Origin of the sequence: Pseudomonas sp. NyZ201 (genome assembly GCF_049860765.1) — a bacterium.
Taxonomy (GTDB): Bacteria; Pseudomonadota; Gammaproteobacteria; order Pseudomonadales; family Pseudomonadaceae; genus Aquipseudomonas; species Aquipseudomonas bharatica.
In genome coordinates this window covers 2,307,901-2,330,555 of the sequence record NZ_CP187557.1, presented here as the reverse complement: position 1 = coordinate 2,330,555, position 22,655 = coordinate 2,307,901, and the positions used below count along the sequence as shown (strand labels likewise).

Sequence of the window (22,655 nt, the reverse complement as noted above, 5' to 3'; positions counted from 1 at the left end):
TCCCGAACAAAAACAACAAGCCCGCAAGGGCAGGAGAATTCCGATGACACTTGAATGCCGCCTGCACCCCCGCCCCACGGAGGTGGACCATGGCTGACGATAACCTCTACGAAGTCTGGGGCGACACCGTGGACAGCCGCCACCTGGTCGCTTCCATCGCCATCGGCGCCGCGTGCAGCCTGGGCATCTTCTTCCTCGCCGAGCACCTGCTGACCGGCTGGGTCGAGTCCGCGCAGATGGCCCGCGCCTACGCCATGCTCCTCGGCATCCTCGGCTCGCTGCTGGGCGGTGGCGTCAGCGCCTGCCTGTTCAAGCCCAAGCGCCATGTGGTGGAACACGTCGCCGACCCGGCGTGGCGCCAGCAGGTGATCGAAGAGCTGCGCAGCGAATACGGCGGTATCGGCCAACTCTCCGAGCTGCCGCCGGAAGTCCGCGCCGAACTGCGCGAGCTGGGCCTGGAGCAGTTGTTCGATGAAGCCGAACCGGCCAGCCCGACCCGCACCGTCACCGCCCCTGCAGCCCTGAAGGGAGGTACCGCCTGATGGAAGCCCTGTTCGACCAGATCCTGATGGCCGCCCTGATGGGCGTGATCGGTGCCGTGGTGTTTTCCGCCATCGGCCTGATCTCCGGTAGCGACGAGACCACCACCCTGGCCCCGCTGACCCTACTGGTGGTACTGCTCGGCGTTCCTGCCGCCGGAGTCTTCACCTTCTTCCTCGCCGGCGCCGTGGCCAAGCACATGACTCACGCCGTGCCCACTGCCCTGCTCGGTATCCCCGGCGACACCATGGCCACACCGCTGATGCGCGAGGCGAACTTCCTGCGCAACCTCGGCGTGCCACATATCGCCCTGCGCAAGATGATCTCCGGGGCGGTGATCGCCGCACTGGTGGCCGTGCCGCTGGCAGTGCTGTTCGCCGTGCTGCTGGCACCGTTTGGCGACGGGATCAAGCAGGCGGCGCCCTGGGTGTTCCTCGCCGCCGCGACGACCATCGCCTGGTTCTCGGCCGGCCGCTGGGCCTCGGTCCTGGCACTGCTGCCCTTCGTGCTGGTGATTATCGCCCTGCAGACCTTCACCGGCCAGCATGGGGTCAAGCTCAGCGTCAGCTACTTCCTCGGCATCGCCATCGGCCCGCTGATCGCCGCCTTGTTCGCCATGCTTGCCCCGGCCGAACGGGCGCGGATGAAGCGCAGCGAACCGCGGACCTTCTCCCTGTCGCCGGACGTGAAAAGCTGGGGCGGCTGGTTCCCCAACCCGCTGAAGGTCCTCGACCGCCGCCAGTCCGGCTGGACCCTGGCCACCGCCACGGTGTCCAGCGCCACCTTCGTATTCAGCCCGGTGGCGATGACGGTGATCCTTGGTGAAGTGGTCGGTGCGCGAATCAAGCACGCCTACCACCGCCTGACCTCGGTGATCAGCGTGCGCAACGGGGTGACCGAGTCCACCTATATCGCCGAGGCGCTGATCCCGCTGATCGCCTTCGGCCTGCCCCTGAGCCCGGTGGCCGCCGGCCCGGCCGCGCCGCTGTTCAACGCCCCGCCGCGCTTTACCGTGGACAGCGCCACCGGCCAGGTGAACAACCTGCACAACCTGCTCAGCGCCGGTGAGTTCCTTGCCTTCGGCATGCTCGCGGTCGTGATCGCTATCCTGATCGCCTACCCGTTCTCGATGAACTTCGCCCACCGCGCGGCTTCGTTCGTGTCGCGGCGCATCAGCCACGAGGCGGTAATCGCCACCTTCGTCGGCCTGATCCTGGTCATCGGCCTGTGGGAAGGTGGCCTGCTGGGCCTGCTGGTGATCCTTACCATCGGCCTGCTGGGCGGCTTCCTGCAGCGTTTCATCGGCTTCAACATCGGCGTGCAGTTCATGGGGTACTACACCGCCGTGCTCAGCGTGCCGGCCATCATCGCCCTGTTCGCCTGACCTTCCACTTTCTCCCACGCAGCCCCCGGGCGGCTGCGTGGTTTTACTCGCCCGCAAGAAAGGAACAACAACAATGAATATCCTTTGCTTTCCACGCCGTCTGCCGGCGGCCTGCGCCTGCCTGCTGTTCGGCGCCGGCACTGCCCAGGCCGCCGGTTTCGTCGAAGACGCCAAGGCAGGCCTGACACTGCGCAACTTCTATATCAATCGCAACTTCGTCGATCCGGCGTACCCGCAAGGCAAGGCCGAGGAATGGACCCAGAGCTTCATCCTCGATGCCCGCTCGGGGTTCACCGAGGGCACGGTGGGCTTCGGCGTGGATGTGCTGGGGCTGTATTCGGTCAAGCTGGACGGTGGTCGCGGCACGGCCAACACGCAACTGCTGCCGGTGCATGACGGCGGTCGTCCGGCGGATGATTTCGGGCGTCTCGCGGTTGCCGGGAAAGCACGGATTTCCGCGACCGAACTGAAGGTCGGCGAGTGGTCGCCGATGCTTCCGGTGCTGCGCTCGGACGACGGCCGCTCGCTGCCCCAGACCTTCCAGGGCGCCCAGGTCACCTCCCGGGAAATAACCGACCTGACCCTCTATGGCGCGCGTTTCCGTGGCAACAGCCCGCGCAACGACGCGAGCATGGACGACATGTTCATGTCCGGCCGCCCCGGCGCCACCTCGGATCGCCTGGATATCGTCGGTGCCGAATACCTGTTCAACGACAAGGCGACCCTGATCGGTGCCTGGCATTCGGACCTGCGCGACATCTACCAGCAGCAGTACTACAACCTGACCCATCGCCAGACCATGGGCACCTGGACCCTGGGCGCCAACCTGGGCTACTTCACCGGCAAGGACAGCGGCCGCTCGCTGGCCGGCGACATGGACAACCGCACCGCCTCGCTGCTGCTCTCGGCGCGCACGGGCGGGCACACCTTCTACCTGGGCCTGCAAAAGGTCAGTGGCGACACCGGCTGGATGCGGGTCAATGGCACGGCGGGCACCAGCCTGGCCAACGACAGCTACAACTCCAGCTATGACAATGCCCATGAGCGCTCCTGGCAGGTGCGCTATGACCATGATTTCGCGGTTGATGGATTGCCGGGGCTGCAGTTCATGACGCGCTATATCCGTGGGGATCAGGTGCAGGTCGGCAGCGTGAAGGATGGCAAGGAGTGGGGGCGCGAGACGGAGCTGGCCTACACCGTCCAGAGCGGTGCGCTGCGCGACCTGACGCTGAGGTGGCGCAGTTCGACCTTGCGGCGGGACTTCAGCAGCAATGAGTTCGATGAGCATCGGGTGATCGTGAGTTATCCGCTTTCGCTGCTCTGAACAACCAACCTGGGTTATTGCTGATGGCCTTATCGCTGGCAAGCCAGCTCCCACAGGGAGCTGGCCGGCGATAAGGCCAGATCAGACAACACCCCTCTTCATGAATCCACATGAACAAGTGTTCATATTCACCCCTGGACGTCCTGGCAACGCGTAGCATCGCCGGCCCGCTGCCCGATACACGCCCATGCCACAACCGATCCCCCTCAAGGACCACGAAAAGGAACAGCATCTGGTCAACCGCCGGCTGGTAGCCTGCGCCATCCTGGTCCTGGCCCTGGTCGCCGTACTCGTGGGCCGCCTCTATGTCCTGCAGGTGCTTCAGCACGACCAGCAGACCGCCGTGTCGGAGAACAACCGCGTCCATATCCTGCCCATCCCGCCCGAGCGCGGGCTGATCTATGACCGCAACGGCGTGGTCCTGGCCGACAACAAGCCCAGCTTCGACCTGACCATGACCCGCGAGCGCGCCGGCGATTCGGCGAAGACCCTGGACACCCTGGCGCAGGTCCTGAACCTCGGCGAAGACGACCGCCGCCAGTTCGACAAGGACCTGCGCCGCGGCCGCAAGCCTTTCGAGCCGGTCACCCTGATGGTCGGCCTGACTGAAGAGCAGATCGCCCTTATCGCGGTAAACCAGTTTCGCCTGCCGGGGCTTGAGGTGGAGCCGCAGTTCATCCGCGAATATCCCTTGGCCGAGCATTTCGCGCATTCCGTGGGCTATGTCGGACGGATCAACGAGAAGGAAGCCAAGGTCCTCGACAGCACCCAGTACCGCGGTACGCAATCTATCGGCAAGACCGGGATCGAGCGCTTCTACGAGAACGAGCTGCATGGCCAGGTTGGCTATGAAGAAGTCGAGACCAACGCTCAGGGCCGGGTGATGCGGGTACTCAACCATAAGGACCCGGTCCCCGGAAAGAACATCACCCTCAGCCTCGACGCGCATTTGCAGCTGGCCGCCGAGCACGCCCTGGGCGACCGCCGGGGCGCGGTGGTGGTACTCGACCCCGGCAACGGCGACGTGCTGGCGATGGTCAGCAACCCGAGCTTCGACCCCAACCTGTTCGTCAAGGGCATCAGCTTCAAGCAGTACGCTGCCCTGCGCGACTCCATCGACCGGCCACTGTTCAACCGCGTGCTGCGCGGGCTGTATGCACCCGGATCGACGGTCAAGCCGGAGGTCGCCATCGCCGGCCTCGACAGCGGCGTGACCACCCCGGGCAGCCGCGTGTTCGACCCGGGCTATTACGAGCTGCCCAACTACGACCACAAGTACCGCAACTGGAACCGCAGCGGCGATGGCTGGGTGGACATGTACACGGCGATCATGCGTTCCAACGACACCTACTTCTACGACCTGGCGCACAAGCTCGGCATCGATCGCCTGCACGACTACATGGCCCGCTTCGGCCTCGGCGAGAAGGTCTCGCTGGACATGTTCGAGGAAGCACCGGGCCTGATGCCCTCGCAGCAATGGAAACGCGCCACTCGCCGCCAGGCCTGGTTCCCGGGGGAAACGCTGATCCTTGGCATCGGCCAGGGCTATATGCAGGTCACGCCGCTACAGCTGGCCCAGGCCACCAGCCTGCTGGCCAGCAAGGGCAAGTGGCACCGGCCGCACCTGGCGCTCGAAGTCGGCGACACGGCGCCGGTCGACCCCAACCCCATGCCGGACATCGTGCTGCACGACAGCCATGCCTGGGACCAGGTCAACCAGGGCATGCAAATGGTCATGCACGACCCCCGCGGCATCGCCCGCGCCGCCGCCGCCGGAGCGCAATACCGCATCGCCGGCAAGAGCGGCACGGCCCAGGTGGTGGCGATCAAGCAGGGCGAACGCTACAACCGCAACAAGACTCTGGAGCGGCACCGCGACAACGCCCTGTTCGTCGGTTTCGCGCCTGCCGATCATCCCAGCGTGGTAGTGGCGGTGATGATCGAGAACGGCGAGGCCGGCGGCCGGGTGGCCGGGCCGGTGGTGCGGGAAATCATGGATGCGTGGCTACTGGACGATCAGGGGCACCTTAAACCCCAATACGCCGGCGGCCAGGGCCTGGCGCTGCATGCATCGGCACACCCCTAGATACCGTCAACCGTGCCAGCAACGGTACCAGCCATCCTGCTCGGTCAGGCGCAGGTCGGTCTGGTAAAGGGCGGACAGGCGTTCGCTGGTGAGCACGTCGGCCTTGGGCCCGTCGGCGACGATGCGGCCCTTGTCCAGCAGGACCACCCGCTCGATCTCCGGAATGATCTCGTCGATATGGTGGGTGGTGATGATCATCGCGTGCTCGGCACCGCAGAAGCGCCGCATCAGCTTGAGCATGCCCAGGCTGGCGCCCATGTCCAGGCCGTTGGCCGGCTCGTCGAGGATCAGTGCACTCGGCTGGTGGACCAGGGCCCGGGCCAGCAGCAGGCGGCGACGCTGGCCGGTGGACAGGCGCTGGAACATGGTCTGTTCATGGCCGGACATCTCTACCACGGCCAGCAATTGGCGGGCGTTCTCCAGTTGCTCGGCGCTGGGCTGCAGATGGCCATGGGCACCGATGGAACCGAAGAAGCCGGAGACCACCACGTCCAGCGCCTGGGTGTAGGGGGTGTAGTCGTCCTGCAGGTCCTGGGAGACGAAACCGATGCGGCTGCGCAGGGCCCAGAGATTGACGGTGTCGCTGCCGAACAGGCGCAGGTGGCTGCCCTCGCGCTCCACCGGGTACAGCTCGCGGGTGATCAGCTTGAGCAGGGTGCTCTTGCCGGCGCCGTTGGGGCCGAGGATGGCGACCTTCTCGCCTTCGCCGATATGCAGGGAGAAACCTTCCAGGACTCGGGTCTGCTGCTGGAAAGCGGTGACGTTATGGATATCGATCATCAGGGGGCTCTTGGCTGCCTTGTGTAACAGGAGTTTGCCAGAGGCATCGGGGAACCCGCATGGTTTTTTGTTGTTCTTTCGGGCCCCATCGCCGGCAACGCCGGCTCCCACAAGGTTATTCACCTGCCACAGGACCAGTGTTCGACGCCATCTCTGTGGGAGCCGGCGTTGCCGGCGATGAGGCCCGCCAGGCCAACGCCTTGTACAACCCCACCGCATTCAGATAAGACGCCGTTTCCGCCCCCGCAATCGCCTGCCTTGTGCGCAACAGCTCGCGCTGACTCTCCAGCACCGCCTGATAGCTCCCGCCGCCGGCGTCATAACGCCGGCTGGCGATGGCGAACGCCGCCTCGTCATGCACGGCCGACTTCACCAGCTCCTGCAGATGCCGCTGCTGCTCGGTCAGTTCGACCACGGCGCCCTCCACTTCTTCCACCGCCACCAGCAGCACCTGCTCGAAGCGCGCGCCCTCGCCCGCCGAGCGCGCCTGCGCCGCCCTGAGGCGGGCCCGCACACTGCCCAGGTCCAGCGCCGGCCAGGTCAACCCGGGGGCCAGTTCGAAGGCCCGCGAGGCACTGCCGAGATCGCCGTCGCGCAAGGCGAAGAAGCCGATAAAGCCTCCCAGGTTCAAGCGCGGATAAAGATCCGCCGTCGCCGCGCCGACGTCCTCGACCCGGGCCGCCAGCAAGCGCTCGGCGCGCACCACATCCGGGCGCTTGCGGATCAGCAGGTCGACATCGCCCAGCGGCAGTTGCCGGGCCAAAGGCAGCGGTGGCGCCGCATCCAACGCCAGCGCAAGACGGCCAGGACGCTGTCCGCATAACACGTCCAGCCGGTACAGGCTGCGCTGCAAAGCACTGCTCAAGGGTGCGATCGATGCCTCGGCCCGCAGCAGGTTGCTCCGCGCACTTTCCCGGTCCTCGGGCAGACCGCTGCCCGCCGCCAGCTGCGCCTCGACCATGCGCACCGTCTCGCCCCAGCTACGCACCTCGTCATGGGCCAGCACCAGTTGCCGTCGTTGTCCCTGGGCCTGGAACCAGGCTCGCGCCACCTCCGCGGCGATGCTCAACTGCACCTGCTCGAGGTCTGCCCGGGACGCCTCGACCCGCGCTTGCGCGGCACGACTGAGGTGATCGAGGCGGCCGAACAGGTCCAGTTCCCATTGCAGATCCAGCCCCGCCCGCCACGACTCGGCCAGGCTGCGCTGGGGCGCCGCGCCGTCCACCGCGCGCTGTTCAAGACTGCGCAGGTAACCGGCCTCGCTGGTGACCTGCGGATAGCGCTTGAGGTCCTGCTCGTCGAGTCCGGCGCGGGCCAGCAGCAGATTGGCGTGGGCCTGGCGCACATCGTTGTTCTGTACCAGGGCCCGCTCGATCAGGCGCGACAGTTGCGGGTCGTCGAAAAAGCCCCACCAGTTCGCCTGCGACTGCACCCCGGTCGCAGCGAATTCCCCGGCCTGCGGACTGACCAAGGTGATCGGCGCCACATCCGGCTGCCGGTACTGCGGCCCCACACTGCAAGCCCCCAGGATCAACGCCCCGCTCACCACGCCAAAATACTTCATGAGCACTCCTCAATTCCCCAGCACGCGTTGGGCATCGGCCAACTGTTGCTTGCGTGCACCTTCGACCCGGTGATCCCGGGCCAGCCATGAATAAAGGGTCGGCAGCACAAACAGGGTGAACAGCGTGCCCACCAGCATGCCGCAGACGATCACCACCCCCAGGCCGAAACGGCTGTTGGCCCCGGCACCGCTGGCGAACAACAGCGGTACCACGCCGAAGGTCATCGCCGCCGTGGTCATCAGCACCGGGCGCAGGCGGACCTGCGCGGCGCGGATGATCGCCTCGCCACGGCCCAGGTTGTCGCGCACCTGGATCTCGTTGGCGAACGCCACCATCAGGATCCCGTGCTTGCTGATCAGGCCGATCAGGGTCACCAGGCCAATCTGCGTGTAGATGTTCAGGGTCGCCCAGCCCATCGCCAGCGGCAGCAGCGCACCGCAAATCGACAGCGGCACGGTGACCAGGATGATCAGCGGGTCCACCAGGCTTTCGTACTGGGCGGCGAGCACCAGGTAGATCACCACCAACGCGGCGAGGAAGGCCCACATCAGCGCCAGTCCTTCCTGCACGTATTGCCGCGACTCCGATTGCCAGTCATGGCTGAAGCCTGGCGGCAGCTCGCTGGCCAGTTGTTCGAGGAAGGCCACCGCCTGGCCTTGGGAAACACCCGGCGCGGGAATCGCCTGCAAGGTGCTGGCATTCTGCTGATCGAATTGCAGCAGGCGGTTCGGCGCCACGCCGATGTCCATGTGCACCACGCTGGACAGCGGCAGCAATTGCCCGTCATCCGCCCGCACATACTGGCGGGCCAGGGCCTGCGGGGTCAGGCGCTGGTCCTGGATGCTCTGCGGGATCACGTCGTAGGAGCGGCCGTACAGGGCGAAGCGATTGATGTACTGCTCGCCCACCAGCACCGCCAGCGAATCGCCGATGGCCTGCATGCCGATGCCGAGGCTGGCGGCCTTGGCCCGGTCGACATTCAGGCTGACCAGCGGGTTGTTGTAGTCCAGGTCGCTGTCCACCACGACGAACAGGCCGCTTTCCCGCGCGCGCTGCTTGAGCCCTTCCATGGTCTGGTACAGCAGCGGGTAGTCCTGGGCGCTGCGCAGCACCATCTGCACCGGCAGGCCACCACTGGAACCCGGCAGCGAGGCCACCTGGAAGGCGAAGATACTGCTGCCTTCGACCTCGCCCACGGCCTGTTGCAGTTCGGCCTGGACCTGCGCCGCCGAACGCTGGCGGTCACCCCAGGCACTCAGGTTGATGCCGCCGAAACTGCTGGCCGGGCCGTCGGTGCCATTGATGATCCAGGTATCAGTGGTTTCCGGGATGGCCTTCATCACCCGGTCCAGCCTGGCATTGAAATGCTCGGCGTATTCCAGGCTGGCATATTGTGGCGCCTTGATCGCGGCCAGTACCGCCGCCTGGTCCTCCGGCGGCGCCAGCTCGCGCTGCGCCTGCAGGTACAGCCAGGGCAGGCTCAGGCAGACCAGCACGGCGATTCCGCCGCTGATCCAGCGTCGCGCCAGCGATTGCTCCAGCAAACGGCCATACCCTCCGGCCAGGCCCCCGAAGACCTTCTCTGCCAGCCGGGCCATCGGCCCCTCCTGCTGGCCGGGCTTGAGCAGCAACGAGCTCATCACCGGCGACAAGGTCAGGGCAACGATCCCGGAGATGATCACTGCACCGGCCAACGTCAGGGCAAATTCACGAAACAGCGTGCCGGTGAGCCCGCCCATCAAACCTATGGGCGCGTACACCGCCGCCAGGGTCAGGGTCATGGCCACCACCGGCCCGGCGATCTCCCGGGCGCCCGCCAGCGCCGCGGTCACCGGCGTCTGCCCTTCTTCTATATGGCGATGGACGTTCTCCACCACCACGATGGCATCGTCCACCACCAGGCCGATGGCCAGGACCATCGCCAGCAGGGTGAGCAGGTTGAGACTGAAGCCGAAAAACAGCATCAATGCGGCGGCGCCGAGCATCGACAGGGGAATCGCCAGCACCGGTATCGCCACGCTGCGCAGCGAACCCAGGCACAGCCAGATCACCGCGACCACGATCAGCATCGCTTCGAGCAAGGTGTGCAGCACTTCCTTGATCGACGCATCGATAAAGCGTGCAGTCTCGTAGGCCAACGCCACCTTCACCCCTGGCGGCAGGGTCTGCTGGATCTGTGGCAGGAGCTTGCGGATGCCGTCGACGATTACAAGCGGGTTGCCCGAGGGCGTGGGGAACAGGCCCAGGTGCACCGCAGGCTTGCCGTCCATGGTGGCGCTGGTCTGGGTCATGGCCGCGCTCAGCTCGACGCTGCCGATGTCACGCAGGCGCACGAGGTCGCGGCCGTCGTTGCGCACGATCAGGTCGCGAAAGGCCTCGACGCTGGTCAGGTCGGTGTCGACGCGGATATCCGCCAGCACATATTGCCCGCGCACCTGGCCCGGGGTGGCCTGGTAGTTGTTGCGCCGCACCGCCTCGGCCACGTCGCTGGCGGTGACCCCGCGCCCGGCCATGCGCTCGCTGTCCAGCCACAGGCGCATGGCCAGGTTCTGGCCGCCGAAGGTCTGCACCTTGACCACGCCGTCGATCCCCGAGAACTGTGGCTCGACCACCCGCGACAGGTAATCGCTCAATTCGGGGATCGACAGGGTCTCGCTGGAGAACCCGACATAGGCCACCGCGGTGGAGTCCCCCGCCGACAGCTCGACCACCGGATCGTAGGCCTTTTCCGGCAGGCGATAGCGCACCTGGTTGACCTTGGCCATGGCTTGGGTCAGGGCCTGGGTCGGATCGCGGTTGAGGGTCATGCGCAGGGTGATGGTGCTGCGACCCTGCATCGACGAGGACGCCAGGTAGTCGATGCCCTCCACCGAGGACACCGCCTGGGTGATCGGCTGGGTGACGAAGCCCTGCATCAGCTCGGCAGACGCGCCGGGGTACTCGGTGGTGATGGTGATGGTCGAGCTTTCCAGCAGCGGGTACTGGCGGATCGGCAACTTGCCGAGGTCGAACAGGCCCATCAAGGTGATCAGCGCACTGACCACCAGGGCCAGCACCGGACGGCGGACGAACAGGTCGGTGAATCTCACGGCCGGCCTCCTTCATCCAGGCTGTTGCCGGCCACGGGTTCCACCGCCATGCCATCGCTGAGCTTGAGCTGGCCGGAAACCACCACCTGCTCGCCTTCGGCCAGGCCAGAGGTGATTTCCACCCGGCCCTGCCAGCGTTCGCCGGTGGTCACGCCGACCCGCGCAACCTGCAGGCCGCCCTCGACCTGCCGCACGACGAACACGGTCTGGCCGTAGGCGGTGTAGGTGACGGCGGTTTCCGGCAGCGACAAGACACTGGCCGGCTGTTGGGCGTCCACACGCACCCGGGCGTACATGCCGGGTTGCAGCTGGCTGTCCGGGTTGACCAGGGTGGCCTGCACCTGGACCAGGCGCGTGGAACTGATCATGGGGTCGATGGCGCTGATCCGCGCCGGGAAGCTCCGGTCCGCCAGGGCATCGATGCCCAGTTGCACGGCCTGTCCGGTACTCAGTTCGGCGACCGCCTGTTCGTTCAGGGAGAAATTCACCCGCAGCCGGTTTGGCTCGACCAGGTTGGCAACCGCGTCGCCCGCATTGAGGTACTGGCCCTGATGCACCCGGCGGATCCCGAGCTTGCCGGCGAATGGCGCGACGATAGCTTTCTGCGCAATCCGCGCTTCAACCTGTTGCAACTCGCCCCTGGCCATGTCGGCAGCGGCGCTGGCGTTGTCCAGTTGCTCCTGGGTGGTGACACTGGAGGCACGCAGCTTGCGCGTCCTCTCCAGCAATGATTCGGCATTGCGCAACTGTGCCCGCAGGCGCAGGCGCTCAGCCTGCTCCGGGGCATCATTGAGCTGGACCAGCAACTGCCCGGCCTTGACCGTCTGGCCCGAGTCGAAGGCAATGCGCGTCACCCGCCCGGCGCTTTCGGCGGCCAGCCGCACCTGATCCACGGCTTCCAGCTCGCCCACCGCGAAACGCTGCCGTGGCGCCGGCATCGACGTAACCCTGGCCAACGCCACCTTGGTTGTCGGCCATGCACCGCTGGCCTGCGCCGGCGGTGTCCGCTGCGTGCCCACTACCAACACCAGCGCACCCAGCGCCAGCGCCCCTCCCCCCAACAGCAGCCTTTTGCCCATGCTCCGCCCCGCTGATCGATGATGATTCCTGCACTTGCAGGAACGACGGGGCCGGACTATAAAACCTCAACTTTACTTGAGGTCAACAGGTATGGCGGGGAAAAAAGCGGTGGACGGGACGCGCCTGCTCAGCGTCGGCGAAGTGGCGCGGCGCGCCGGGGTGCCGGTGTCGACCTTGCACTTCTACGAGGCCAAGGGGCTGATCGCCAGTACCCGCAATGCCGGCAACCAACGGCGTTTTCCGGCGCTGGTGCTGCGGACCATCGCGGTGATCAAGGTGGCCCAGCGCACCGGGATTCCGTTGGAGGAGATCAAGAATGCCTTTGGCCGCTATCCGCCGAACAGCAAGCTGACGGCGGCGCAGTGGGGGGAAATGTCCACGGCCTGGCGCGAAGACCTGAATGCGCGGATACGGACGCTGGAAGCATTGCGCGACAGCCTGGATGACTGCATTGGCTGTGGCTGCCTGTCGCTGGAGGATTGTCCGTTGCGCAACCCGGAGGACAGGCTCGGGTTGGAAGGGCCGGGGCCGCGGGTGCTGGAGGCGGCTTGTCGAGGGCATAAATAGTGCAACAGCACCGCGGGCCTTGTGGGAGCGGGTTCACCCGCGATTACAGTAGTGAATTCACCATCGCAATCGCGGGTGAACCCGCTCCTACAAGTTCCGCGAATCGCCCCTAAGACAGGCTACCGCAAACCTTCGTGCCCCCGTAGAATGCGCTCCTTTTTTTCCGGGGCATCCTTTCCATGAGCTCAATCGAACAAGGCCCGGCACAGGCCAATGAACTGGTCCTCGGCCTGGAAGACCGGCCGCGCCTGGTGATCGGCCTGCTGGCCGCGCTCCAGCATTTGCTGGCGATCATCGTGCCGATCGTGACCCCGGGCCTGCTGATCTGCCAGGCCCTGGGCGTTTCCGCCCGCGATACCAACCTGATCGTGTCGATGTCCCTGGTAATCTCCGGCATCGCCACCTTCGTCCAGTGCCGCCGCTTCGGGCCGTTCGGCGCCGGGCTGCTGATCGTCCAGGGCACCAGCTTCAACTTCGTCGGCCCGCTGATCGCCGGCGGTGCGCTGATGGTCAAGCAGGGTACGCCGGTGGAGGCGGTGATGGCGGCGATCTTTGGCGTGGTCATCGCCGGATCGTTCGTGGAAATGGGCATTTCGCGCATCCTGCCCTTCGTCAAGCGCCTGATTACCCCGCTGGTGACCGGCATCGTCGTGCTGATGATCGGCCTGACCCTGATCAAGGTCGGCCTGATCAGCATGGGCGGCGGTTTCGCCGCCATGGGCAACGGCACCTTCGCCAACGGCGAGAACCTGCTGCTGTCCGGCGTGGTGCTGGCGATCATCGTGGTGCTCAACCGCATCCCGCTGGTGTGGATGCGCAGTTGCGCCATCGTCATTGCCCTCGCCGTGGGCTATGCCCTGGCCGGGTACCTGGGCCGCCTGGATTTCACCGGCATGCATGAAGCGGCGCTGTTCCAGGTGCCGGTACCGCTGCATTTCGGGCTGGGCTTCTCCTGGTCGTTGTTCATTCCGATGCTGGTGATCTACCTGGTCACCTCGCTGGAGGCCATCGGCGACGTCACCGCCACCAGCAAGGTGTCGCGCCAGCCGGTGGAAGGCCCGCTGTGGATGCAGCGGATCAAGGGCGGGGTACTGGTCAACGGGGCCAACTCGCTGCTGGCCGGGGTGTTCAACACCTTCCCCAGCTCGATCTTCGCGCAGAACAATGGGGTGATTCAGCTGACCGGCATCGCCAGCCGCCATATTGGCGTATGGATCGCCCTGATGCTGGTCGTGCTGGGCCTGTTCCCGGCGGTGGCCGGGGTGATCCAGGCCGTGCCCGAGCCGGTGCTGGGCGGCGCGGCCATGGTCATGTTCGGCGCCGTCGCCGCTTCCGGGATCAACATCCTTGCCAGCATCAGCCTGGACCGCCGGGCCCTGCTGATCATCGCTGTGTCCCTGGCCCTCGGCCTGGGCGTGGCCCAGGTGCCGGAGTTCCTCGCCCATATGCCTTCGGCCCTGCGCAACGTGCTGGAATCGGGCGTGGCCACCGGTGGCATCTGTGCCCTGGTGCTGAACTGGTTCCTGCCCGAGGCCAGGCGCGAGGCCTGATCCGGGTCGTGCATCGGACAAGCCCGCAGCCTGCTGCGGGCTTTTTGCTTTATCATGCCGGGTGTTTTTCCCACAGGGCCTGCCATGAAGTTCGTCATCGCGGTTTTTTCCCCCGGCCACGCGCCCTCCTCGCGCCGCGCCTTGCTGTTCGCCCAGGCGGCTCTTGCCGGCGGTCATGAGATCGTGCGCCTGTTCTTCTACCAGGACGGTGTGCACAGCGCCTCGGCCAACGTGGTCACGCCCCAGGATGAAAACGACGTGCCGGCGCACTGGCGCGAGTTCGTCACGGCCCACCAGCTCGATGCGGTGGTCTGCATCGCCGCCGCCCTGCGCCGCGGTGTGCTGAACGACGAGGAAGCCAATCGCTATCAGCGTCCGGCTGCCAACCTGCCGGTACCGTGGGAACTGTCCGGCCTCGGCCAGTTGCATGAAGCCGCACAAAGCGCGGACCGCCTGGTCTGCTTCGGAGGCGATTGAAATGGCCAAGTCCCTGCTGATCATCAGCCGCCAGGCGCCGTGGAGCGGCCCGTCGGCGCGCGAAGCGCTGGATATCGCGCTGGCCGGCGGCGCCTTCGATCTTCCCCTGGGCATGCTGTTCCTCGATGACGGCGTGTTCCAGCTCGCGCCCAACCAGCAACCGGCGCTGCTGCAGCAGAAGAACCTCGCAGCCAATCTTCAGGCCCTGCCGATGTTCGGCGTCGAGGACCTGTTCGTTGCCGCCAGCAGCCTGGCCGAGCGCGGCCTGGACCCCGACGGCCTGGGCCTGCCGGTGCAGGTGCTGGATGACGCCGGCCTTGCGGCCTTGATCGACCGTTTCGACCAGGTGGTAACCCTCTGATGAGCACCCTGCATGTCATTTCCCGATCGCCGTTCGGCGACGACCGCCTGGCCAGTTGCCTGCGCCTGCTCGGCCCGCACGACGGCCTGCTGCTCTGTGGCGATGCGGTGTACGCGTTGAATCCCGGCAGCGTAACGGTAGCCGGGCTGACCACGCTCGGCCCGCGCCTGTATGCCCTTGCGGAAGACCTCGAGGCCCGCGCCATCACCGACACCGTCGCCACGGCCGTGGATTATCCGGCATTCGTCGAACTGTCCCTGAACTACGACAAGGTCAACAGCTGGCTATGAGCATCCTGCATGTCAACGGCCGCGATATCGCCCTCGACAAGGACGGTTACTTGGTGGAACTGGGTGACTGGTCCGAGGATGTCGCCCGGGCCCTGGCCGAGCGCGAGTCCATCGAGCTGAGTGCCGATCACTGGGAAGTGCTGGAGCTGCTGCGCCAGTTCTACCGGGAGTTCGAGCTGTCGCCGGCGACCCGGCCGCTGATCAAGTACACCGCGCTCAAGCTGGGCGCGGACAAAGGCAACAGCCTGCACCTTAACCGCCTGTTCAACGGTACTCCCGCCAAACTTGCCGCCAAGCTGGCGGGCCTGCCCAAGCCGACCAATTGCATATGACCGAGCCACGTCCTCTCGTTACCGAAACCCCGGCCGAACACCCTTTCGCCGAATTCGTCCGCATCCTCGGCAAGGGCAAGCGCGGAGCCCGCGGCCTGACCCGCGAGGAAGCCCGCGAGGCGATGGGCATGCTCCTCGACGGCAAGGTCGAAGAAACCCAGCTTGGCGCCTTCCTGATGCTGCTGCGGCACAAGGAAGAAAGCCCCGAGGAGCTGGCCGGTTTTACCGAGGCCTTGCGTGCGCGCCTGGATGCCCCGGCGATCGCCGTGGACATCGACTGGCCGAGCTACGCCGGGAAGAAGCGCCACCTGCCCTGGTACCTGCTGGCGACACGTTGCCTGGCGCGCAATGGCGTGCGCATCCTGATGCACGGCGGCGGCGCGCACACCGCCGGGCGCCTGTATACCGAGCAGGTACTGGGCCTGCTGGACATCCCCTTGTGCCGCAACTGGGGCGAAGTCAGGACAGCGCTGGACCGGCACAACCTGGCCTTCTTCCCGCTGCAGGACTGGGCGCCGCGCCTGCAACGGATGATCGACCTGCGCAACACCCTCGGCCTGCGCTCGCCGATCCACTCCCTGGCCCGGGTGCTCAATCCGCTGGGCGCCCGCTGCGGCCTGCAGAGCATCTTCCACCCCGGCTACCAGGCGGTGCACCGCGAGGCCAGCCGTTTGCTGGGCGATCGCGCCATCGTGATCAAGGGCGATGGCGGCGAGATCGAGGTCAACCCGGACGCGACCAGCCATCTCTACGGCACCGCCGAGGGTGCGGACTGGGATGAGGAATGGCCGCAGATGTCGGCGCAACGGCATGTGAAGCCGGCAAGCCTGGAGCCTTCGCACCTGTTGAGCGTCTGGTCCGGCGAGTCCGCTGACAGCTATGGCGAGATGGCGGTAGTCGCGACCATGGCCCTGGCGCTGCGAGGCCTTGGGCACAGCCAGGCCGACGCCTTCGCCAAGGCCCGCGAATACTGGGCTGCACGTCTGGCCTGAGACAATCCATCGACTCCATCGATCAAACAGGCGGGATCTTTGCGCTATTCGTTCGAACTTGAGCCCGTAGAATGGCCTCCAATTTCAAAACGAATTGCCAAGGAGCCTTCACCATGGGCCTGTTGATCGACGGACGCTGGCATGACCAGTGGTACCAAAGCAGCAAGGACGGCGCTTTCGAGCGCGAAAACGCGCAGCGCCGCAATGACTTGCCAGCGGCCGAAGCCGGACGCTATCACCTGTATGTATCGCTGGCCTGCCCCTGGGCCCACCGCACCCTGATCTATCGCAAGCTCAAGGGCCTGGAGAGCCTGATCGACGTGTCCGTGGTCAGTTGGCTGATGGGCGAGCATGGCTGGACCTTCGACAAGGGCCTGGGCTCCACCGGCGACAAGCTCGACGGCTTCGACTACCTGCACCAGCGCTACACCCGCGACGACCCGCACTACACCGGGCGCGTCACCGTACCGGTGCTGTGGGACAGGCAGGAGCAGCGCATCGTCAACAACGAGTCGTCGCAGATCATCCGTATCTTCAACAGCGCCTTCGACGGCTTGACCGGCAATCGCCTGGACCTGTACCCGGAGCCGCTGCGGGCAAAGATCGATGCCTTGAACGAGCGCATCTATCCGGCAGTGAACAACGGTGTCTACCGGGCGGGCTTCGCCACGTCGCAGAAGGCGTATGAGGAGGCGTTCGATGCGCTGTTCGCCGAACTGGATACCTTGGAGCAGCTACTGGATCGGCAGCGTTACCTGGCCGGGGAATACCTGACCGAAGCCGATATCCGCCTGTTCACCACCATCGTGCGCTTCGATGCGGTGTACTACGGGCACTTCAAGTGCAACCTGCGGCGGATTGCCGACTACCCGAACCTGAGCAACTGGCTGCGCGAACTGTACCAATGGCCGGGAGTGGCGCAGACAGTGGATATGGAGCATATCCAGCACCACTATTACGCCAGTCACAAGACCATCAACCCGAACGGCATCGTGCCCAAGGGGCCGAAGCAGGACTTTGGCCAGGCGCATGATCGGGAACGGCTGGTTGGGCGGGGGATCTGGAAGAAAACCGGGCTCTAAAGGCCACCATAATCAATGTGGGAGCGGGTTCACCCGCGATTACAGTAGTGAATTCACTAACGTAATCGCGGGTGAACCCGCTCCCACAGGGTCCGAGCCCACCTGAAAGGTTTTACTGGGCGCCTTCGAACCAGGCCAGCTTGTCGCGCAGTTGCACCACCTCACCCACGATCACCAGGGTCGGCGCATGAACCTCATGCTCTGCCACCAGTTGCGGCAGGTCGGCCAGGGTGCCGGTAAACACCCGCTGGTTCTTGGTAGTGCCTTGCTGGACCAGCGCTGCCGGGGTGTCGGCGGCGCGACCATGGCGGATCAATTCGGAACAGATGGTCGGCAAACCCACCAAGCCCATGTAGAACACCAGGGTCTGCGCTGGCGCCACCAGATCGTTCCACGGCAGGTTGCTGGTGCCATCCTTCAGGTGACCGGTGACGAAGCGTACCGACTGCGCGTAGTCACGGTGGGTCAGCGGGATTCCGGCGTAGGCCGAGCAACCGCTTGCCGCGGTGATACCGGGCACCACCTGGAACGGTATGCCCTGCTCCGCCAGTTCCTCGATCTCTTCCCCGCCACGCCCGAAGATGAACGGGTCTCCACCCTTGAGCCGCAGCACCCGCTTGCCCTGGCGAGCCAGGTCCACCAACAGCTGGTTGATCTGTTCCTGGGGTACCGAATGATCAGCGCGGCGCTTGCCGACATAAATGCGCTCGGCATCACGCCGGCACATTTCGATGATTGCGGGCGCGACAAGACGGTCATACAGCACCACGTCAGCCTGCTGCATCAGGCGCAAGGCACGGAAGGTCAGCAGATCCGGATCACCCGGACCGGCACCGACCAGGTACACCTCGCCCGTCGTCTGCTCCGGCTTGCCCTCGACCTTGGCCTGCAACAGGCGCTCGGCTTCGGCGCCCTGCCCGGCCAGCTGGCGCTCGGCGATCGGGCCCTGGAACACCTCTTCCCAGAAACCCCGACGCTGGTTGACGTCGGGGTACAGCTGCTTGACCCGATCGCGGAAGCGCGCGGCCAGCCCGGCCAGTTCCCCGTAGGCGGCGGGGATCCAGGTTTCCAGGCGGGCACGGATCAACCGCGCCAGCACCGGGGCATCGCCGCCGCTGGAAACCGCGACCACCAGCGGCGAACGATCGACGATGGCAGGGAAGATCACCGAGCACAGCGCGGGGGCATCCACTACATTGACCGGCACGCAGCGCTTGCGCGCATCTGCCGAAACCTGGGCATTGAGCGCCTGGTCATCGGTGGCGGCGATGACCAGTTGGCAATCGTCCAGGTCCTGTTCCTGATAGCCACGCTCCAGAAGCTGGCCACCACTGTGCCGGGCCAACTCGGCCAGTTGCCCTTCGATCGCCGGGGCGACCACGCGCAGCCGTGCTCCGGCATCGGCCAGCAGGCGGGATTTGCGCAAGGCAATCTCGCCGCCACCCACCACCAGGACCTGGCTGCCGCGCAAATTGTGGAACAGCGGCAGGAATTCCATTTAGCCGATGACCTCGATGCCGCCCATGTAGGGCTTGAGGACTTCCGGTACACGGATGGTGCCGTCGGCCTGCTGGTAGTTCTCCAGCACCGCGACCAGGGTCCGGCCTACCGCCAGGCCCGAACCGTTGAGGGTATGGACCAGTTCCGGCTTGCCGGTTTCCGGGTTGCGCCAGCGCGCCTGCATGCGGCGGGCCTGGAAGTCGCCGCAGTTGGAGCACGAGGAGATCTCGCGGTACTTGTCCTGGCTCGGCACCCAGACTTCCAGGTCGTAGGTCTTGGTGGCGCTGAAGCCCATGTCGCCGGTGCACAGGGCCAGCACGCGGTACGGCAGTTCCAGCGCCTGCAGGACGCGCTCGGCGTTGGCGGTGAGGCTTTCCAGGGCTTCCATGGATTTCGATGGCTCTACTACCTGGACCATCTCGACCTTGTCGAACTGGTGCTGGCGAATCATGCCGCGGGTATCGCGGCCCGACGCGCCGGCTTCGCTACGGAAGCACGGGGTGTGGGCGACGAATTTGATCGGCAGGTCCTTGGCGTCGACGATCTCGTTGGCAACGATGTTGGTCAGCGACACCTCGGCGGTCGGGATCAGGTAGAAATCGGCCTCGCCTTCGCGGCTGATCTTGAACAGGTCTTCCTCGAACTTCGGCAACTGGCCGGTGCCTTGCAGCGCCGGGGCCTGGACCAGGTACGGGGTGTAGGCCTCTTCGTAACCGTGCTCGTTGATGTGCAGGTTGATCATGAACTGGGCCAGGGCGCGGTGAAGGCGGGCAATCGGGCCGCGTAACAGGGCGAAGCGCGCGCCGGAGAGCTTGGCGGCGGTTTCGAAGTCCAGCCAGCCGTTACGCTCGCCGAGGGCCACGTGGTCCTGGATCTGGAAGTCGAACTGGCGCGGGGTGCCCCAGCGACGTACTTCGACGTTGCCGTCTTCATCCTCGCCGAGCGGAACGCTGGCATCCGGCAGGTTGGGAATGGTCAGCAGGATCTGGTCCAGCTCGGACTGGATCTGGTCCAGTTCGACCTTGCCGGCGGCCAGCTCGCTGGCCATGCGCTCGACGTCGGCCATCAGCGGTGCGATGTCCTCGCCCTTGGCCTTGGCCATGCCGATCGACTTCGAGCGCGCGTTGCGCTCGGCCTGCAACTGCTCGGTACGGGTCTGCACCGTCTTGCGGCGCTCTTCCAGGGATTCGATGCGCGCGACATCCAGGCTGAAGCCACGGGAGGCCAGGCGGTCCGCCACTTCCTGAAGTTGGCCGCGTAACAGTTTGGAATCGAGCATATCGTTCTCTCGTTATGTGTGGTGTTGGTTCAGATTCGGGTCAGCGCCAGGCCGGCCCAGGTTGCGAGCAGGCCGCCCAGCACGCTGGCTGCGGCATAACCGAAAGCCAGCGGCGCCTGCCCGCTTTCGAGCAGGCGCACGGTATCCAGTGAAAAGGATGAAAACGTGGTCAGGCCGCCGAGGAAACCGACGATCAGGCCGCCACGCAGCTCGACCGGCACGTACGGCCGATGCAGGAACAGCCCGTAGAGCAGGCCGATCAGCAGGCAGCCGACCAGATTGACGGCCAGCGTACCGAGATAAAAGTGGCGAGGCCAGTGGGCGGCGACCCAATTGCCGGTGGCAAAGCGCAACAGGGTACCGGCGATCCCTCCGGCGCTGACGGCGGCGACAAGGGCGATCACGGTTTTCTCCGTTGCCGGGGGCTGTTGCGGTCGAGCTCGGCCAGTTGCCGGAGCTTTTCACCGATCTTCAGTTCCAGGCCGCGGGGCACCGGCTGGTAGTACTGGCGTGGCTCGAGGTCTTCGGGGAAATAGTCTTCACCGGCGGCATAGGCGCCCGGCTCGTCGTGGGCGTAGCGATACTCCTCGCCGTAGCCCAGCTGCTTCATCAGCTTGGTCGGCGCGTTGCGCAAGTGCAGCGGGACCTCCAGCGAACCGTGTTCCGCAGCTTCGCGCAACGCAGCCTTGAAGCCCATGTACACGGCATTGCTCTTCGGCGCGCAGGCCAGGTAGGTGATGGCCTGGGCCACCGCCAGTTCACCTTCGGGGCTGCCAAGGCGCTCCTGCACGTCCCAGGCCGACAGGCACAGGCTCAGGGCGCGCGGGTCGGCATTGCCGATATCCTCGCTGGCCATGCGCACCACGCGGCGGGCCAGGTACAACGGGTCGCAACCGCCGTCGAGCATGCGCGCGAACCAGTACAGCGCGGCGTCGGGATTGGAGCCGCGGATGGATTTGTGCAACGCGGAAATCTGGTCGTAGAAGGCTTCGCCACCCTTGTCGAAACGGCGACGGGTATCGCCGAGCAGGCTTTGCAGAAGCTCGGCACCGATCTCGCCGCCGTCTTCGGCCAGGTCCGAGGCGTTCTCGAGGAAGTTGAGCATGCGCCGGCCATCGCCATCGGCAGCGGCCAGGAGCATGCTGAAAGCCTCGTCGGAAAGGCTCAGGTTACGCTTGCCCAGGCCGCGCTCCTCGGTGAGGGCGCGTTGCACCAGGCGGCGCAGGGCTTCTTCGTCGAGGCTCTTGAGTACGTAGACCCGGGCTCGCGAGAGCAGCGCGTTGTTCAGCTCGAAGGACGGGTTCTCGGTAGTGGCACCGATGAAGATCAGCGTGCCATCTTCCACATAGGGCAGGAAGGCATCCTGCTGGGATTTGTTGAAGCGGTGCACTTCGTCGACGAAGAGGATGGTCCGCCGTCCGTACTGGGCCGCCTGCTGCTTGGCGACTTCCACCGCCTGGCGGATTTCCTTGACCCCGGCCAGTACCGCCGAAACCGTCTCGAAGTGCGCATCGCAGAACTGCGCCAGCAGCCGCGCCAGGGTGGTCTTGCCGACACCGGGCGGGCCCCAGAAGATCATCGAATGCAGCGCGCCCTGTTCCAGGGCCTCGCGCAGCGGCTTGCCACGGGCCAGCAGGTGCTGCTGGCCGACGTATTCGTCCAGGCTGGCCGGGCGCATGCGCGCGGCCAGGGGCTGGGCAACCGGTTCACTGCGAAACAGGTCCATGGACGGCTAGGCGACCTCTTACTCTTTGATCACGTCCGCGCCCTTGGGCACGACGAACTCGAACTTGCTCGCCGGGATCGACTCGTTGGCCTTGACCCCGGTGAACATGATGTTGGTGCGCTGGCCAACGCTGTCGATCAACTGCATGTCGTTGATCAGGCCACCGCGGAAGGACAGGCGCAGGGAGTCGAACAGGGTGTCCTTGGTCTTGGGACGCAGAACGAAGTCCATCACCTCGCCCTGCTCTTTCGAAGTGATGTCATAGCTCTGACCGATCTTCGAGATATCGCCGGACAGCAGCAGCGCCGGGGTCTGGGTCAGGCGCTGGTCAAGCTTCTTGATGGTCGCCTGCTCCAGGTCCGGGTCCCACAGGGTGACGTTCTTGCCGTCGGACACCACCACCTGCTCCTGCGGCGCGTCGGTGTGCCAGTAGAACAGACCCGGGCGCTTGACCGCCATCTGTCCGTTGGTTTCCTGCAACTGGGTACCACTGGAATCCAGTGCCAGTTGAGAGAAGTTGGCGCTGATGGTCGTCGAGCGCTCGAGCAACTGGCTCAGGCGCGCCACGTCGGCTTCGGCGGCGAACACCGAGGCACTGGACAGGCTCAAAGCGGAAACCAACATCATGCGAATCAGGCGCATGGCAATCCT

General features: G+C 65.6%; 21 protein-coding genes. 12 read left to right on the top strand and 9 right to left on the bottom strand.

The genetic code is table 11. From position 1 onward, the window contains the following. Nucleotides 1–89: 89 nt before the first annotated feature. From ACPFMA_RS10425 to mrdA, 4 genes are all read left to right on the top strand, one after another. Entirely contained in the window at nt 90–542 is a 453-nt protein-coding gene (locus tag ACPFMA_RS10425) for a hypothetical protein (protein ID WP_420057092.1), read from the top strand. Next, complete coding sequence (locus tag ACPFMA_RS10420; protein ID WP_009397576.1) at nt 542–1,924, top strand: tripartite tricarboxylate transporter permease; 1,383 nt, start codon at nt 542–544, stop codon at nt 1,922–1,924. The genes ACPFMA_RS10425 and ACPFMA_RS10420 overlap by 1 nt, the downstream gene beginning before the upstream one ends. Nucleotides 1,925–1,997: 73 nt before the next feature. Next, nucleotides 1,998–3,248 (top strand): OprD family porin, encoded by a 1,251-nt coding sequence (locus ACPFMA_RS10415; RefSeq protein WP_425930104.1) that lies wholly within the window; start codon nt 1,998–2,000, stop codon nt 3,246–3,248. A gap of 187 nt (nt 3,249–3,435) precedes the next feature. After that, a complete protein-coding gene (mrdA, locus tag ACPFMA_RS10410) occupies nt 3,436–5,334 on the top strand; it encodes a penicillin-binding protein 2 (protein ID WP_064303282.1) in 1,899 nt (632 codons plus the stop codon). A 6-nt stretch (nt 5,335–5,340) separates the two neighbouring features. Here the strand turns inward: mrdA and ACPFMA_RS10405 are convergent, their stop codons facing one another. The 4 genes from ACPFMA_RS10405 to ACPFMA_RS10390 all read right to left on the bottom strand — a co-directional run bounded on the left by ACPFMA_RS10405 (nt 5,341) and on the right by ACPFMA_RS10390 (nt 11,847). Next, entirely contained in the window at nt 5,341–6,114 is a 774-nt protein-coding gene (locus ACPFMA_RS10405) for an ABC transporter ATP-binding protein (RefSeq protein ID WP_009397582.1), read from the bottom strand. 115 nt (nt 6,115–6,229) lie between these two features. Beyond that, a complete protein-coding gene (locus ACPFMA_RS10400; protein ID WP_425930103.1) occupies nt 6,230–7,678 on the bottom strand; it encodes an efflux transporter outer membrane subunit in 1,449 nt (482 codons plus the stop codon). A gap of 9 nt (nt 7,679–7,687) precedes the next feature. After that, complete coding sequence (locus ACPFMA_RS10395) at nt 7,688–10,768, bottom strand: MexW/MexI family multidrug efflux RND transporter permease subunit (protein ID WP_425930102.1); 3,081 nt, start codon at nt 10,766–10,768, stop codon at nt 7,688–7,690. Then, the gene (locus tag ACPFMA_RS10390) at nt 10,765–11,847 is read right to left on the bottom strand and encodes an efflux RND transporter periplasmic adaptor subunit (protein ID WP_425930101.1); all 1,083 of its coding nucleotides are present in this window, start codon (nt 11,845–11,847) and stop codon (nt 10,765–10,767) included. Before ACPFMA_RS10390 ends, ACPFMA_RS10395 begins: the two co-directional genes overlap by 4 nt. A 91-nt stretch (nt 11,848–11,938) precedes the next feature. On the opposite strand from ACPFMA_RS10390, the gene soxR reads away from it, so the two are divergent. The 8 genes from soxR to ACPFMA_RS10350 all read left to right on the top strand — a co-directional run bounded on the left by soxR (nt 11,939) and on the right by ACPFMA_RS10350 (nt 17,499). Then, nucleotides 11,939–12,415 (top strand): redox-sensitive transcriptional activator SoxR, encoded by a 477-nt coding sequence (gene soxR / locus ACPFMA_RS10385; RefSeq protein ID WP_064303277.1) that lies wholly within the window; start codon nt 11,939–11,941, stop codon nt 12,413–12,415. Between the two features lie 179 nt (nt 12,416–12,594). Beyond that, on the top strand, nt 12,595–13,965 hold the full coding sequence (locus ACPFMA_RS10380; protein ID WP_064303276.1) for a nucleobase:cation symporter-2 family protein: 1,371 nt from the start codon (nt 12,595–12,597) through the stop codon (nt 13,963–13,965). An 84-nt stretch (nt 13,966–14,049) separates the two neighbouring features. Further along, nucleotides 14,050–14,442, top strand: coding sequence for a sulfurtransferase complex subunit TusD (tusD, locus tag ACPFMA_RS10375; protein ID WP_009397593.1), 393 nt, complete (start codon nt 14,050–14,052; stop codon nt 14,440–14,442). A 1-nt stretch (nt 14,443) separates the two neighbouring features. Beyond that, nucleotides 14,444–14,803: a sulfurtransferase complex subunit TusC gene (gene tusC / locus ACPFMA_RS10370; RefSeq protein WP_064303275.1), complete on the top strand. Its 360-nt coding sequence runs from the start codon at nt 14,444–14,446 to the stop codon at nt 14,801–14,803. Beyond that, complete coding sequence (tusB, locus tag ACPFMA_RS10365) at nt 14,803–15,093, top strand: sulfurtransferase complex subunit TusB (protein ID WP_064303274.1); 291 nt, start codon at nt 14,803–14,805, stop codon at nt 15,091–15,093. The genes tusC and tusB overlap by 1 nt, the downstream gene beginning before the upstream one ends. Next, a complete protein-coding gene (locus ACPFMA_RS10360; RefSeq protein ID WP_420057084.1) occupies nt 15,090–15,425 on the top strand; it encodes a TusE/DsrC/DsvC family sulfur relay protein in 336 nt (111 codons plus the stop codon). The genes tusB and ACPFMA_RS10360 overlap by 4 nt, the downstream gene beginning before the upstream one ends. Beyond that, a complete protein-coding gene (locus ACPFMA_RS10355) occupies nt 15,422–16,417 on the top strand; it encodes a glycosyl transferase family protein (RefSeq protein ID WP_425930100.1) in 996 nt (331 codons plus the stop codon). Before ACPFMA_RS10360 ends, ACPFMA_RS10355 begins: the two co-directional genes overlap by 4 nt. Before the next feature lie 113 nt (nt 16,418–16,530). After that, nucleotides 16,531–17,499: a glutathione S-transferase family protein gene (locus ACPFMA_RS10350; protein ID WP_420057082.1), complete on the top strand. Its 969-nt coding sequence runs from the start codon at nt 16,531–16,533 to the stop codon at nt 17,497–17,499. A gap of 112 nt (nt 17,500–17,611) precedes the next feature. Here ACPFMA_RS10350 and cysG read toward each other — a convergent pair whose 3' ends face one another. Genes cysG through lolA form a run of 5 tightly spaced genes read right to left on the bottom strand, consistent with a single transcriptional unit; the run spans nt 17,612 to nt 22,646 of the window. After that, on the bottom strand, nt 17,612–18,997 hold the full coding sequence (gene cysG / locus ACPFMA_RS10345; RefSeq protein WP_425930099.1) for a siroheme synthase CysG: 1,386 nt from the start codon (nt 18,995–18,997) through the stop codon (nt 17,612–17,614). Next, on the bottom strand, nt 18,998–20,278 hold the full coding sequence (serS, locus tag ACPFMA_RS10340; protein ID WP_009397603.1) for a serine--tRNA ligase: 1,281 nt from the start codon (nt 20,276–20,278) through the stop codon (nt 18,998–19,000). It abuts the gene before it with no gap. A gap of 29 nt (nt 20,279–20,307) precedes the next feature. Further along, nucleotides 20,308–20,682 carry a fluoride efflux transporter CrcB gene (gene crcB, locus ACPFMA_RS10335; RefSeq protein WP_009397604.1) on the bottom strand — a complete coding sequence of 125 codons (375 nt, stop codon included), beginning with the start codon at nt 20,680–20,682 and terminating at the stop codon, nt 20,308–20,310. After that, nucleotides 20,679–22,004, bottom strand: coding sequence for a replication-associated recombination protein A (locus ACPFMA_RS10330; protein WP_009397605.1), 1,326 nt, complete (start codon nt 22,002–22,004; stop codon nt 20,679–20,681). Before ACPFMA_RS10330 ends, crcB begins: the two co-directional genes overlap by 4 nt. Nucleotides 22,005–22,022: 18 nt before the next feature. Continuing rightward, on the bottom strand, nt 22,023–22,646 hold the full coding sequence (lolA, locus tag ACPFMA_RS10325; RefSeq protein ID WP_425930098.1) for an outer membrane lipoprotein chaperone LolA: 624 nt from the start codon (nt 22,644–22,646) through the stop codon (nt 22,023–22,025). Nucleotides 22,647–22,655 lie beyond the last annotated feature (9 nt).

Coding starts and splice junctions, on each gene's coding strand:
- lolA (WP_425930098.1), bottom strand. CDS start 22,646: ATGCGCCTGATTCGCATGATGTTGGTTTCCGCTTTGAGCCTGTCCAGT.
- ACPFMA_RS10390 (WP_425930101.1), bottom strand. CDS start 11,847: ATGGGCAAAAGGCTGCTGTTGGGGGGAGGGGCGCTGGCGCTGGGTGCG.
- tusD (WP_009397593.1), top strand. CDS start 14,050: ATGAAGTTCGTCATCGCGGTTTTTTCCCCCGGCCACGCGCCCTCCTCG.
- soxR (WP_064303277.1), top strand. CDS start 11,939: ATGGCGGGGAAAAAAGCGGTGGACGGGACGCGCCTGCTCAGCGTCGGC.
- mrdA (WP_064303282.1), top strand. CDS start 3,436: ATGCCACAACCGATCCCCCTCAAGGACCACGAAAAGGAACAGCATCTG.
- ACPFMA_RS10330 (WP_009397605.1), bottom strand. CDS start 22,004: ATGGACCTGTTTCGCAGTGAACCGGTTGCCCAGCCCCTGGCCGCGCGC.
- tusC (WP_064303275.1), top strand. CDS start 14,444: ATGGCCAAGTCCCTGCTGATCATCAGCCGCCAGGCGCCGTGGAGCGGC.
- tusB (WP_064303274.1), top strand. CDS start 14,803: ATGAGCACCCTGCATGTCATTTCCCGATCGCCGTTCGGCGACGACCGC.
- ACPFMA_RS10380 (WP_064303276.1), top strand. CDS start 12,595: ATGAGCTCAATCGAACAAGGCCCGGCACAGGCCAATGAACTGGTCCTC.
- cysG (WP_425930099.1), bottom strand. CDS start 18,997: ATGGAATTCCTGCCGCTGTTCCACAATTTGCGCGGCAGCCAGGTCCTG.
- ACPFMA_RS10360 (WP_420057084.1), top strand. CDS start 15,090: ATGAGCATCCTGCATGTCAACGGCCGCGATATCGCCCTCGACAAGGAC.
- ACPFMA_RS10400 (WP_425930103.1), bottom strand. CDS start 7,678: ATGAAGTATTTTGGCGTGGTGAGCGGGGCGTTGATCCTGGGGGCTTGC.
- ACPFMA_RS10355 (WP_425930100.1), top strand. CDS start 15,422: ATGACCGAGCCACGTCCTCTCGTTACCGAAACCCCGGCCGAACACCCT.
- serS (WP_009397603.1), bottom strand. CDS start 20,278: ATGCTCGATTCCAAACTGTTACGCGGCCAACTTCAGGAAGTGGCGGAC.
- ACPFMA_RS10405 (WP_009397582.1), bottom strand. CDS start 6,114: ATGATCGATATCCATAACGTCACCGCTTTCCAGCAGCAGACCCGAGTC.
- ACPFMA_RS10420 (WP_009397576.1), top strand. CDS start 542: ATGGAAGCCCTGTTCGACCAGATCCTGATGGCCGCCCTGATGGGCGTG.
- ACPFMA_RS10425 (WP_420057092.1), top strand. CDS start 90: ATGGCTGACGATAACCTCTACGAAGTCTGGGGCGACACCGTGGACAGC.
- ACPFMA_RS10350 (WP_420057082.1), top strand. CDS start 16,531: ATGGGCCTGTTGATCGACGGACGCTGGCATGACCAGTGGTACCAAAGC.
- ACPFMA_RS10415 (WP_425930104.1), top strand. CDS start 1,998: ATGAATATCCTTTGCTTTCCACGCCGTCTGCCGGCGGCCTGCGCCTGC.